Origin of the sequence: Pectobacterium artocarpous (assembly GCF_046159765.1) — a bacterium.
GTDB lineage: Bacteria > Pseudomonadota > Gammaproteobacteria > Enterobacterales > Enterobacteriaceae > Pectobacterium.
Genome location: NZ_JBJXVK010000022.1, coordinates 39,394 through 52,101, shown reverse-complemented (window position 1 = coordinate 52,101; position 12,708 = coordinate 39,394). Strand labels below are relative to the sequence as shown.

Genomic DNA, 12,708 nt, shown 5'->3' with positions numbered 1-12,708 from the left:
GCGCTATGGTACTAAAACCCATCCCCCTCTCACAGAGGTAAATACGACTGCCATACGCTAATTATAACAGGGCTACTTTTTTAGCCATTTCCCTGTCAGCGTTGTGCCAAGGCAAAACGCCATCAGCCACGCAATCAGCATGTCTCGTGAATAGAGAATGACATCGCTAAGTCCATACATCAGCAGGGCAAAAAGCAGTGCGGCAGAGAGGTGGCTACGTAGAACAAAAAATGAAAAATAAAATAAAGAGACATAGAGCAATATCAGCAATATTGTGCCCGGTAGCCCCTTAAGGGAGAAGGCATCAATCACTTCGTTATGCAGATGGATATCCAAATATCCTACTGCACCAGATAGCTCAGACTCTTGTTTTGCTTGTGTAATGATATGTTCTGCACGCTGTTCGGCCGATTGCCCGAGTAAGGCTTCTTCCCCTGCTTCTATACCAGATTGATACATTGCGATGCGCGCCCCCACCGATGTCATACTGTTATTCAGTCTATAGCTGTGTACATCGTTAATTAGATCGTTGACACGTTGATGAAGCGTATCTTGGAAGAGGAATAAACACAGGAGAATAGTGGCTGATGAGCCAATGAATGCTTTGATAAACAGGTGCTTATTGTGTCTGACTTCTGATAATAAAATGGTCGCGCCAACAATAGGATAAACGAATATTGCTGCCCGGGTTTCTGTTAGCAGAATAGCGATAGTCACTAACAGAAAATGTCCTAAATAGAGATAATACTTATAGGCTGAATCAAGCTTAAGCAGCGCCTGCGCGCTTAGCGCCCCAATAAAGGTAAGAAAATAGGCTGCGCTAGTGGCTGTACCAAATGCTAGCCCAATGCGGTGCATTCCACTGAAGCATGCCTGATAGAACGCGTAGCCCAGTGCTAACACACAGATTGCAATGATATAGAAGAGCGGCTGCTTTTGCTTTTTTTGCGAAATATGCAGGGTTGTCAACAGGATAAATGCGCCCAGAATACCGGCATGCGCGGATGTCCTGTAAGCGTTATAGACATAAGGGAAAAGGCTATCAGGTTGATAATAGTGGTGATACCAGATGAGATTGCTCAAGCCGATAGCCAGCAGGCAAAGTGGAATCAGTAACAGTCGTTTGGCCGTTATTACGGTTTTTAGGTGTGTCGCCACATAGAAAACGGAGAGTGAACCCGTGAGATAAAAAATCCACCCGGCAAGAATGCTGCTAAATGGCATGATGGCTAACGTGAGTAAACAGCCGGGAAAGACGGCTTTCAGTGCGAAAGCCGAACCTATACTGGGCGTTTTGCTCAGTTCATATCTTAATTCATTAAGCATGTATTTGTTCACAGTCGGGAGCGATATCACTCGCCTGATGCAGGTAATTCTATCAGCTTCTCTAATTTTTGATGGACGAGGCTAGCGGGAATTGTCTCCATTTTCTGTCTTTCAGACATTTCCACCACCTGATTCATCCCGTAACCGCCAATCAGCCCTGGATCGGTTGGTCCGTACAAGGTGATATTCGGACGATCCAGTGCCGCCGTCAGGTGGCTAAGCCCGGTATCGACGGAAACGACGGCTTTGGCACCAACTAATACCTCGGCGACCTGTTGCAGCGTAAGGCGTGGCAGAACCTCAACGTGAGGGAACCCTTCCGCCAGCCGTAATGCGCGCTGATGCTCATGTTCCGCTCCCCAAGGGAGTTTGATGCATAGTCCGCTCGGCGCCAATAGGGCAATCAGTTCACGCCAGTGCGCTTCCGGCCAGTGTTTTTCATCGCGCGTTGTGGCGTGGAGAAACACCAGATAGCGGTTGGCGTCGGCGGGCGGCTGGGAGAGGAAGCGCGAGGCAATCGCATAATCACCGCGTTCGACAGGCTTCTTATAACCCAGACTGGCGGCAAACAGTGCCCGTACGCGCTCGACGGCATGTTGTTGACGGCTTATCGGATGACGATAGTTATAAAACCAGCTTGCCAGTGGCTCACGCGCGCTCTTGCAGTCCAGCCCGTGTTTCTTTCCGTTGGCAAGCCGCGTAACCAGCAGTGCGCTTTTGATCAGCCCTTGCGCATCAATCACGGCATCATAACGGTACTGGCGTAGTTGGCGCGTAAATTCAGCCCGTTCCTGACGTATTGAGGCGCTGAACCAGCTTTTTCGCCAGCGGCGTATCGCCACCGGAATCACGCGTGAAACCGCCGGGTGCCAACTGGGGAGCTGCGCAAAACCCTCTTCAACCACCCAATCAAACTGGATATTAGGAATCGCTTGCATCGCGTCAGTTAAGGCGGGCAACGTGTGCAGCACGTCGCCCATCGACGACGTTTTTACGATCAGCACTCTCATGCGTCTGCTCCCGGCTCCTGGTTTTCTTGCGAAACGAGATACTTATCCAGTGCGCTGAGTACGCGTTCGGGCTGAATGTCGATCAAACTCTGGTGATAGCCTTGATCGGCATCGCCTTTACGCACCCGATGATAGCCGGTGATCAGCCGAATCACCTCGGCTTGATGAGAGAGTGGCGGGGTAAAGTCAGGGCTACTTGGGCCATAAAGTGCGACAAGCGGGCGATGAAGCGCCGCGGCAACATGCATGAGTCCAGAGTCGTTACTGACAACGGCGTGGCACGCGGCGATCAGCACCACCGCCTGTTCCAACGAGGTTTTCCCCGCCAGATTGGTACAATGCTGTCGTGCGTCTTCTGTTAATCCTTGAAGAATGTCGTCACAGGCTGAACGGTCATTGGCAGAACCGAACAGCGCGATCTGGTAGCCGCGTTCGGTCAACGTCTGTGCCAATGCGGCATAGTGATAATGCGGCCAGCGTTTGGCGGGGCCGAATTCGGCACCGGGGCAAAAACCGATGATGGGGCGCGCATCGCTGAGATCGAAGGCCCGCATCATGTCTGTAATTTCGGCCTGATTGACCTGCAACTGTGGCCACAATAACGGCTGCGGTAGATCGTCGGCACGACGAATACGGCGACGATCGTAGGCTAATGCGGCGTAACGCTGAACCATCAGCGGAAATGCAGCCTTATCCAGCACGCGTAAATCATTCAGCAGCCCGTAACGCATTTCGCCGCGCCAGCCTGTACGCTGCGGAATGTTGGCAAAGAACGGGACCAGTGCGGATTTAAAAGAGTTGGGCAGCACGTAAGCGCGATCGTAGCCTGTATCACGCAGCGAAACGCCAAGACGGCGACGTTCGCCTAGCTCCAGTGCGCCGTGACCGAGCGGCATGGCTAATGCCTGATTGACTTCCGGCATGCGTGCCAGTAGCGGACGGCACCAGGCCGGTGCCATCACGTCAATGACCGCTTCCGGGTGTTCAGCCTTCAACGTACGATAAAGGCTGTGCGACATCATCATATCGCCGACCCAGGAAGGGCCGATGACCAAAATTTTCATACCGCTTATGAATCCTTATCCGATTAAACGGTACGGTTCAGCCAGGCCATGTATTCTGTCACACCTTCGGCGACGGTTTTGAACGGCTTATCATAGCCCGCGGCACGCAGGTTGGTGAGGTCAGCCTGCGTATAGGCCTGATAGCGACCTTTCAATTTTTCGGGGAACTCAATGTATTCCACGCTGCCTTTTTTATGGAAAGCGAGTGTGGCGTCGGCAACGGCCTGGAAGGATTCGGCGCGCCCTGTGCCGCAGTTGAAGATGCCGGACACACCGTTTTGCCAGAACCACAGGTTGACGGCGGCGACATCACCCACGTAGATGAAGTCGCGTTTGAAGTTCTCGCTACCGGAGAACAGCTTCGGATTTTCACCCTGATTAATCTGGTTGTTCAGATGAAAGGCGACGCTCGCCATGCTGCCTTTGTGGCCTTCGCGTGGTCCGTAGACGTTGAAATAGCGGAAGCCGCAGATCTGCGATTCCGCTTCTGGGAGAATTTCACGCACGTACTGATCGAACAGGAATTTGGAATAGCCGTAGACGTTCAGCGGCTGCTCGTACTGACGTTCTTCGATGAAGTTATTGTTGCGGCCACCGTAGGTTGCGGCAGAAGAAGCATACAGGAAGGGAATGCTGCGATCGAGGCAGTAGTGCAGCACGTCTTTAGAATACTGATAGTTATTATCCATCATGTATTTGCCGTCCCACTCGGTGGTGGAAGAGCAGGCGCCTTCATGGAATACGGCATCGATATCGCCCAGATCGTCACCGGCAACGATACTGGCGATGAAGTCTTCCTTATCCATATAATCGGCGATGTCCAGATCGGCCAGATTGGCGAACTTGGTGCCGTCTTTCAGGTTATCGACAACCAGGATGTCCCGATAGCCGATGTCATTCAGAGATTTTACGATATTGCTGCCGATAAAACCGGCACCGCCAGTAACGATAATCATGGGCGCGACCTTTGTTCATCTTGCCGGTGAGGCACCGCGCCCCACACTGTTTATGACCGCTATAATAGCATTTCATTTTATCGCAAGCAGCCAGAGCTTAATTTATCCCGTGTTGCCCCCGTTTTTTTAAGATGATTCAGGCCGTGATGAAGCCAGCATTTTCAGACTGTTTACCCCGCATTTCTGCCCATATCCGCTAGCTTAAAAACCATAAAGCGATCTTTTTATGGGAGAGTCACGCCATGCCATCCTCTTTTTATCAACAACTTACGACACAAATCATGGCAGCACGCACCGAAGGCGTGTTCAAGGAGGAACGTATCATTACCTCTGCGCAGCAGGCTGAAATCGAGGTGATGGACAGCGCTCGATTGCTGAACTTCTGTGCCAACAATTATCTTGGTCTGGCAGACAGCCCTGAGCTGATTGCCGCCGCCAAAGCTGGATTGGACAGCCACGGTTTTGGTATGGCATCGGTGCGTTTCATCTGCGGAACGCAGGATATCCATAAGCAGCTAGAGCGTAAGCTGGCGGATTTTCTGGGAATGGATGACGCGATTCTCTATTCCTCCTGTTTTGATGCCAACGGCGGGCTGTTTGAAACGCTGATGGGGCCGGAGGATGCGATTATTTCCGATGCGCTCAACCATGCCTCGATCATTGACGGTATTCGGCTCTCGAAGGCGCGGCGTTACCGTTATGCCAATAACGATATGGGCCAGTTAGAAGCGCAGCTACAGTTGGCCAAAGCGGAAGGGGCAAGGCACGTCATGATCGCCACTGACGGCGTGTTTTCGATGGATGGCGTCATTGCCGATTTGCAGGGGATTTGCGATTTGGCGGATCGCTACGATGCGCTTGTTATGGTTGATGATTCCCATGCAGTGGGATTGTTGGGGGAACAGGGGCGCGGAACGCATGAACACTGCGGAGTGATGGATCGCATCGACATCATTACCGGAACGTTAGGCAAAGCGCTGGGTGGCGCATCGGGCGGTTATACGGCGGGCAAACGTGAGGTGATCGACTGGCTGCGCCAGCGCTCTCGACCCTATCTGTTTTCCAACGCGCTTGCGCCAGCGATTGTCACCGCATCGCTCAGGGTACTGGATTTGCTGGAACAGAGTGGCGAACGGCGTGAGCGCCTGTGGGCAAACGCACGCCTGTTCCGTGAAAAGATGGCTGCCGCAGGGTTTACGCTAGCGGGGGCCGATCACGCCATCATTCCCGTCATGCTGGGCGAGGCGCAGTTGGCGCAGGATTTTGCGCAGGCGCTACAGCGGGAAGGCGTGTACGTCGCAGGCTTTTTCTATCCCGTTGTTCCCCTCGGTCAGGCGCGTATTCGCACCCAAATGTCGGCTGCCCATACGCCACAGCAAATCCAATTCGCCGTCGAGGCTTTTGTTCGTGTGGGTAAACGTCTGGGTGTCATCGACTAAGGAAACCGTCATGAAAGCATTGGCAAAACTGCGGCCAGAAGAAGGTATCTGGATGGTAGACTCCCCCATGCCAGCACTCGGGCATAACGACATTATGATTAAAATCCGCAAAAGCGCGATCTGCGGAACAGATGTGCATATCTATAACTGGGACGAATGGTCGCAGAAGACTATTCCCGTTCCGATGGTCGTCGGGCATGAGTACGTTGGTGAAATTGTCGCCATTGGTCAGGAAGTTAACGGTTTTCATATTGGCGACAGGGTGTCTGGAGAAGGCCATATTACCTGCGGCTATTGCCGCAACTGTCGTGCCGGGCGGCGTCATTTATGCCGCAATGCCATTGGCGTCGGGGTCAATCGTCCCGGTTCGTTCGCGGAATATCTGGTGATTCCTGCCTACAACGCGTTTCGCATTCCCGACAATATTTCTGACGAGTTGGCGGCCATCTTCGATCCTTTCGGCAACGCGGTGCATACCGTACTTTCCTTTGATTTAGTGGGGGAAGATGTCTTGATTGCCGGCGCAGGGCCGATAGGCATGATGGCGGCGGCGGTGTGCCGTCACGTGGGCGCAAGGAATGTCGTCATTACCGATGTAAATGCGTACCGGCTGGAACTGGCCAGCAAAATGGGAGCAACGCGTGTCGTCAATGTATCGCAGGAAAATCTGGCTGACGTGATGATCGAATTAGGTATGACTGAGGGGTTTGATATTGGCCTGGAGATGTCGGGGGCGCCATCGGCCTTTCGCGCCATGCTGAAAGCGATGAATCACGGTGGGCGCATCGCCATGTTGGGTATTCCGCACGAACCGATGTCGATTGACTGGGGAGAGGTGATTTTTAAAGGGCTGTTTATCAAAGGCATTTACGGACGGGAAATGTTTGAAACCTGGTACAAAATGTCGGCGTTGATTCAGTCTGGGTTGGATTTGTCACCGATTATCACCCACCGCTTTCACATTGATGCGTTTCAGAAAGGCTTTGATGCCATGCGTTCGGGTCAGTCGGGTAAGGTTATTCTCAATTGGGATGAGACGTAACCTTACCGTGGCGAGTTAGCGCGATGCAAAAGAAAACGCGCGCCCGGCGTTACGGCTGCGCGTGCGTTTCGGTGTCGGCTGGAGCTACCCAGGTCTGCCAGCGGTGCTTGATAAACATCACTGGGGCGCTTTCCCGAATGCTGCTGCTCACCAGTCTGAAGAACACATCGTTCTTCACCGGTTCCAGTGGCTGCTTGGCTCGACATTGCGGTATACCATGGAACGGCTTACGCGGTTTTACCGGCGGTTGTGGCTGAGGATCATACTGTCGCGTCGGTTCATTTAGCAACTGGCTGGGCCGCACCAAGATAATATCGGCATCCAGCGTGGGTAACATCTGCTGTAAGACGCGGATGGTTGAAGGATGCGGGTGCCCGATAGCGATGGCGGAACCGCTGCGGCGGGCAATTTGCACCGCGCGGGTAAACTGCTTACGAATCTCGGCTTCGTTTTGCGAATCATCCAGAAAGACTTTGCGTTTGATGACTTTGACGCCCGTTCCCGCCGCAGCCTGACTTGATTGGCTGCTGCCGATGGTCATGCTATCGAGGAAATAGAGTGGGTAAGCGCTAAGCGCCTGCATGACTTTTTGCATACCGGGGAGGCTGGCGGTCATCGCGCTGCCCATATGGTTATTCAACCCCACGGCATAAGGCACGTTATTGACTGATTGGCGGATGATGCGCTGGATTTCGTCAATGCTCATGTCCGGGCGTAACGTGTCACGCTCCAGCGGCTGCTTGCTCATCGGCGCCATTGGAAGATGGATCAAGACCTCTCGCCCTTGCTGGTGGGCTTTGGTCGCCATTTCACGGGCATAGGGCGCATTGGGCAATACCGCGACGGAAATCGCCGTTGGCATTGCCAGAATCTGGTTCTCATTATGTGGACGATAGCCGAAATCATCGATGACGATGGAAAGTTTTCCGGCGAGCGCCACAGGAGACAGCGCGAGCAGGCCCAATGCCAATAACGGTGTTTTGGTGAAATATGACAAGACTATCTTCCCAGCCAAGGTTGTGGATTGACCGCCTGACCCTGACGACGGATTTCGAAGTACAGTCCGGGCTGACTCTGCCCGCCGCTGGTGCCAACCAGCGCAATAGGTTGACCGGCTTTGACCTGAGCGCCAACGGAGACCAGCGCGCTCTGGTTATAGCCGTACAGGCTCATATCGCCTTTACCATGCTGAACGACAACGACCAACCCATAGCCCTGTAGCCAGTCGGCCATCAGTACGGTACCGTCGGCGATAGCTTTCACTTCCGTTCCTTCCGGCGCGGCAATCACCAGACCTTTCCAGCGTAGTTCGCCCTGTAGCGGTTCGCCGAAACGGTGCTCGATGCGGCCGTTAACTGGCCAGATAGCCTGACCTGAAGGTCGCCCTAAACCGCCAGTTCTGGCCATAAGTGAGCGTTCACCTTCAGTGGGTTTGTAGCTGCTGCCGCTGCGTTTGGCCTGCTCTTCTTTCGCGCGAATTTTGGCGGCTTCACGCGCTTCCCGTTCGGCGCGGGCTTTCGCTTCTCGCTCGGCGCGAGCGATCTGGTTGCGCAACCGGGTTTCATTCTGGCGCAACTCCGTCAACTGTTGCCGATCTTTTTCGAGCGAACTTTCCAGCGTCGACAGCGTTTTTTTCCGAACGGACTGCGCCTGCTCCAGCGTCTGCTGTTGCTGTTGTTGGTCACTCAGCAAGGTTTTTTGCTGTGTCTGCTTTTGTTCCAACTGACGTTTTTGGTCAGCCAGTTCCACGCGGGTTTGCTGCAATTCGTGGATGGATTTCTGTCGTGCTTCATTCAGGTAGCCGAAGTAGGCGAGGATGCGCTCGTTGCGCTGGCTTTCTTCTCCGCTCAGCATTAATTGCAGCGCGCTGTGCTGGCCTTGCCGGAAGGCGGCGTCAAGCTGACGGGAGAGCAGCGTTTGCTGCTTATCCTGCTGAGATTGCAGCTTGGCGATAGAGGCGCTGAGGTTGGTTAATTCTTTATTTAGCGTGGACAGCGTATTGCGCGTTTCATGCAGTTGACGACTGAACTGGGAGATAGACTGCTCCTGCTTTTTCAACTGCTGGACTAACGCACTGCGCTGCTTTTGTTGCTCTTGAACGCTTTTTTCTTTCGCGGCGATATCTTGTTGCAGGGTCTTGAGCTGAGCCTGGTTATCTTCTGCCTGGCCGAGTGCGGGCAACAGCAAAGCGCCAACGCAGAGTGCGCTGACGCAGCGGGTGAGTAGCCTTTGTAATGCGGATAAATGGCGATCGGCGCTACATGCCACTCGACTCTGTACAAATAACGCGTTTTTACTCATAGCGGTGAATTATTCCACGATGAACAGCGGCTTACCAGTTGTCTCTTGTCTGATTTCTATTTCCAGACGTGACAAGCATGGCACAAAGACGGGCATCTATGCGTATCAATAATGGATAAATGGAAAGCTCTGCGCATAAAATGGGGGAATGGCATTATTTGGTACGCCAGTTTCTGTGGCTTGCTCTCTCTGACTGGCGCTTGTGTGGGCTGACGTCCTGGAATTTTTGGGTATCGCGCCGCAGATTCGATACGCTATGTTGGCTTACTGGCTGTAATTGCCGTATCACGCAGGTATACTCAGGAACCTTATATTTTTGTTGATTAACTGATCCGGGAGTCGTTACACCCCATGCAAGAGATTATGCCATTCATTAGCAAGCACCCTATTTTGAGCATTTCCTGGGTTGCACTGTTGGTTGCGGTTATTGTGCTTACTGTGAAGAGTAAACTGTCGAACGTGAAAGAAGTGGTTCGCGGTGAAGCGATCCGCCTGATTAATAAAGAAGATGCTGTCGTCGTTGATATCCGTAACCGTGACGACTATCGCCGTGGTCATATTGCCAGTGCATTTAACCTGTTGCCGAACGACATTAAGAACGGCAGTGTAGGTGAACTTGAAAAACATAAGTCGCAGCCGATTATCGTGGTATGCGCCAACGGCCTCTCTTCACGCGAAGCCGCCGAGAATTTGCACAAAGCCGGTTTTGAACGTGTGCAGGTACTGAAAGACGGTCTGGCTGGCTGGAGCGGTGAGAATCTGCCTTTAGTCCGCGGCAAATAAAACGGTTTGTGGTAAAACTATCCTCGTCGTGCCGTGTGTGATAAGTCATATACCCGTCATATTTCAAGCTGCTTGTGCGTTGGCTGCCCTTACTCACCCCAGTCACTTACCTGAGTAAGCTCCTGGGGACTCGCGCGGTTGCCGCCTTCATGCAACTCGAATTATTTAGGGTATAGTGTGATAAGTTATACGCAGCGAAAACGGCAACGATTTGGCAGGATAATCGACAGGCTGATTGCAGTACGACAATGACAGAACTGTGCTGACGTCCGCCTACTTATGACGACGGAAGACGTCAGGAAAATCTAACAAAAGGGTATTACTTAACATGTCTGAACAAAACAACACAGAAATGGCTTTCCAAATCCAGCGCATCTACACCAAAGATATCTCTTTTGAAGCGCCAAATGCGCCTCAGGTGTTCCAGCAGGAATGGCAGCCGGAAGTAAAACTGGATCTGGATACGGCTTCCAGCCAACTGGCTGATGATATCTATGAAGTTGTCCTGCGTGTGACCGTAACGGCTTCTCTGGGTGAAGAAACGGCGTTTCTGTGTGAAGTTCAGCAAGGTGGTATCTTTACCGTTGGCGGTATTGAAGGGACCCAACTGGCGCACTGCCTGGGCGCATACTGCCCGAACATTCTGTTCCCTTACGCACGTGAGTGCATCACCAGCCTGGTTTCTCGCGGTACCTTCCCACAATTGAACCTGGCTCCGGTTAATTTTGATGCGCTGTTCATGAATTACCTGCAACAGCAGGCCGAAGGTGAAGGCGCTGCGCAGCATCAGGATGCCTGATGAACGCGTCTGACGCTTCCATGACCGTCATTGGTGCGGGTTCGTACGGCACCGCACTGGCCATTACGCTGGCGCGTAATGGCCATCAAGTCGTGCTGTGGGGTCACAACCCTGCGCACATTCAGGCGTTACAGGACGCTCGCTGTAATCAGGCCTTCCTGCCGGATGTCCCTTTCCCCGATTCGCTACAGTTGGAAACCAATCTGGAGCAGGCACTTGCTGCCAGCAGAAACGTGCTGGTTGTGGTGCCGAGCCATGTGTTTGGTGATGTTCTGCGTCAGTTGAAACCGCATTTACGGGTCGATGCGCGTATCGTGTGGGCGACAAAAGGGCTGGAAGCCGAAACGGGACGTTTATTGCAGGATGTTGCCCGCGAAGCGTTAGGCGAAACCATTCCGCTCGCGGTGGTATCCGGTCCGACATTTGCTAAAGAATTAGCGGCTGGTATGCCAACGGCGATTGCTCTGGCATCAACGGACAGTGAATTTGCCGATGACTTACAGCGACTGCTGCACTGTGGGAAAAGTTTCCGCGTGTACAGCAATCCCGATTTTATCGGCGTACAGTTGGGCGGGGCGGTGAAAAACGTCATCGCTATCGGTGCTGGGATGTCTGACGGCATTGGGTTTGGTGCTAATGCGCGTACCGCATTGATCACTCGCGGGCTGGCAGAAATGACCCGGCTTGGCACGGCGCTGGGTGCTGATCCCACCACCTTCATGGGGATGGCGGGGCTAGGCGATCTGGTACTGACCTGTACTGATAATCAGTCCCGTAACCGACGCTTCGGCATGATGCTGGGGCAGGGAATGGATGTGCAGAGTGCGCAGGATAGCATTGGTCAGGTTGTTGAAGGTTACCGCAATACTAAAGAAGTGCTGGCTTTAGCGCAGCGCTATAGCGTTGAGATGCCGATTACCGAGCAACTCTGGCAGGTATTGTATTGTGGGAAAGACGCGCGAGAGGCGGCGCTGAGCCTATTGGGGCGCACGCGTAAAGACGAAACCGCTAGGTTATAAAACACGTCGTTCTATGCTGAGCTTCCTAATCTGGGAGGCTCATAGTATCTTCATTTTCTTGTAGACGAGCGGTGGTGCGAATAAACCTGCCGTTTAAGAACAGATATACGTTGTGGTGTGTAGTATCTCGGAGAGTAAGGCAATGTCGACAGAAGAACTGGAACTGGTCTGGACCAATATCAAGGCAGAAGCGCGCAGTCTCGCAGACTGTGAACCGATGCTGGCCAGCTTTTTTCATGCCACGTTGCTAAAGCACGAGAATCTGGGTAGCGCATTGAGCTATATGCTGGCGAACAAGCTGGCAAATGCGATCATGCCTGCGATCGCCATTCGTGAAGTGGTAGAGGAAGCCTACGACGCCGAGCCGCAGATGATCGTGTCTGCCGCGCGCGATATCCAGGCTGTCTGCCTGCGCGATCCGGCGGTGGATAAATACTCGACGCCGCTACTCTACCTGAAAGGGTTTCATGCATTACAGGCTTACCGCATTGGCCACTGGCTTTGGTCGCAGGATCGTAAAGCGCTGGCGGTCTATTTCCAGAACCAGATCTCGGTTTCTTTTGGTGTCGATATTCACCCAGCGGCGAGAATTGGCTGCGGGATCATGCTCGATCATGCAACAGGTATTGTGATCGGCGAAACCGCCGTGGTTGAAAATGATGTCTCTATTCTGCAATCCGTGACGCTGGGCGGTACGGGTAAAACCAGTGGCGATCGTCACCCTAAAATTCGTGAAGGCGTGATGATTGGCGCAGGGGCGAAAATTTTGGGGAATATTGAAGTTGGCTGTGGCGCTAAAATTGGCGCCGGTTCTGTCGTGCTGCAATCCGTTCCTCCACACACGACGGCGGCAGGGGTTCCGGCTCGTATCGTCGGTCGCCCGGAAAGTGATAAACCTGCGATGGATATGGATCAGTATTTCAACGGTATCAACCGTGGCTTTGAATACGGTGATGGTATCTAGCCCCA

12 protein-coding genes are annotated in these 12,708 nt (G+C 53.0%); 6 read left to right on the top strand and 6 right to left on the bottom strand.

Annotation, left to right across the window (positions count from 1 at the left end; all coding sequences use genetic code 11):
- Positions 1 to 72 precede the first annotated feature (72 nt).
- From ACKQAD_RS14865 to rfaD, 4 genes are read right to left on the bottom strand one after another with little or no spacing between them, the layout of a single operon-like run.
- On the bottom strand, positions 73 to 1,326 hold the full coding sequence (locus ACKQAD_RS14865) for an O-antigen ligase family protein (protein ID WP_409160868.1): 1,254 nt from the start codon (positions 1,324 to 1,326) through the stop codon (positions 73 to 75).
- A 26-nt stretch (positions 1,327 to 1,352) separates the two neighbouring features.
- Positions 1,353 to 2,336 (bottom strand): lipopolysaccharide heptosyltransferase RfaC, encoded by a 984-nt coding sequence (gene rfaC, locus ACKQAD_RS14860; protein ID WP_409160867.1) that lies wholly within the window; start codon positions 2,334 to 2,336, stop codon positions 1,353 to 1,355.
- The gene (gene rfaF, locus ACKQAD_RS14855; protein WP_409160866.1) at positions 2,333 to 3,400 is read right to left on the bottom strand and encodes an ADP-heptose--LPS heptosyltransferase RfaF; all 1,068 of its coding nucleotides are present in this window, start codon (positions 3,398 to 3,400) and stop codon (positions 2,333 to 2,335) included. Before rfaF ends, rfaC begins: the two co-directional genes overlap by 4 nt.
- Before the next feature lie 23 nt (positions 3,401 to 3,423).
- Complete coding sequence (gene rfaD, locus ACKQAD_RS14850; RefSeq protein ID WP_409160865.1) at positions 3,424 to 4,356, bottom strand: ADP-glyceromanno-heptose 6-epimerase; 933 nt, start codon at positions 4,354 to 4,356, stop codon at positions 3,424 to 3,426.
- A 242-nt stretch (positions 4,357 to 4,598) separates the two neighbouring features.
- Here rfaD and ACKQAD_RS14845 point away from each other — a divergent pair, with 242 nt between their 5' ends.
- Entirely contained in the window at positions 4,599 to 5,795 is a 1,197-nt protein-coding gene (locus ACKQAD_RS14845; protein WP_409160864.1) for a glycine C-acetyltransferase, read from the top strand.
- 10 nt (positions 5,796 to 5,805) lie between these two features.
- On the top strand, positions 5,806 to 6,837 hold the full coding sequence (tdh, locus tag ACKQAD_RS14840) for an L-threonine 3-dehydrogenase (RefSeq protein WP_409160863.1): 1,032 nt from the start codon (positions 5,806 to 5,808) through the stop codon (positions 6,835 to 6,837).
- Positions 6,838 to 6,886: 49 nt separating this feature from the next.
- Here tdh and ACKQAD_RS14835 read toward each other — a convergent pair whose 3' ends face one another.
- Both ACKQAD_RS14835 and envC read right to left on the bottom strand, forming a co-directional pair.
- Positions 6,887 to 7,834 carry a divergent polysaccharide deacetylase family protein gene (locus ACKQAD_RS14835; RefSeq protein ID WP_409160862.1) on the bottom strand — a complete coding sequence of 316 codons (948 nt, stop codon included), beginning with the start codon at positions 7,832 to 7,834 and terminating at the stop codon, positions 6,887 to 6,889.
- A gap of 2 nt (positions 7,835 to 7,836) precedes the next feature.
- Positions 7,837 to 9,138 (bottom strand): murein hydrolase activator EnvC, encoded by a 1,302-nt coding sequence (gene envC, locus ACKQAD_RS14830; protein WP_409160861.1) that lies wholly within the window; start codon positions 9,136 to 9,138, stop codon positions 7,837 to 7,839.
- A gap of 351 nt (positions 9,139 to 9,489) precedes the next feature.
- Here envC and ACKQAD_RS14825 point away from each other — a divergent pair, with 351 nt between their 5' ends.
- The 4 genes from ACKQAD_RS14825 to cysE all read left to right on the top strand — a co-directional run bounded on the left by ACKQAD_RS14825 (position 9,490) and on the right by cysE (position 12,703).
- The gene (locus ACKQAD_RS14825; protein ID WP_010300789.1) at positions 9,490 to 9,921 is read left to right on the top strand and encodes a rhodanese-like domain-containing protein; all 432 of its coding nucleotides are present in this window, start codon (positions 9,490 to 9,492) and stop codon (positions 9,919 to 9,921) included.
- Between the two features lie 328 nt (positions 9,922 to 10,249).
- Entirely contained in the window at positions 10,250 to 10,720 is a 471-nt protein-coding gene (secB, locus tag ACKQAD_RS14820) for a protein-export chaperone SecB (RefSeq protein ID WP_263058295.1), read from the top strand.
- The gene (gene gpsA / locus ACKQAD_RS14815; RefSeq protein WP_409160860.1) at positions 10,720 to 11,739 is read left to right on the top strand and encodes an NAD(P)H-dependent glycerol-3-phosphate dehydrogenase; all 1,020 of its coding nucleotides are present in this window, start codon (positions 10,720 to 10,722) and stop codon (positions 11,737 to 11,739) included. The genes secB and gpsA overlap by 1 nt, the downstream gene beginning before the upstream one ends.
- A gap of 142 nt (positions 11,740 to 11,881) precedes the next feature.
- The gene (cysE, locus tag ACKQAD_RS14810) at positions 11,882 to 12,703 is read left to right on the top strand and encodes a serine O-acetyltransferase (RefSeq protein WP_409160859.1); all 822 of its coding nucleotides are present in this window, start codon (positions 11,882 to 11,884) and stop codon (positions 12,701 to 12,703) included.
- Positions 12,704 to 12,708 lie beyond the last annotated feature (5 nt).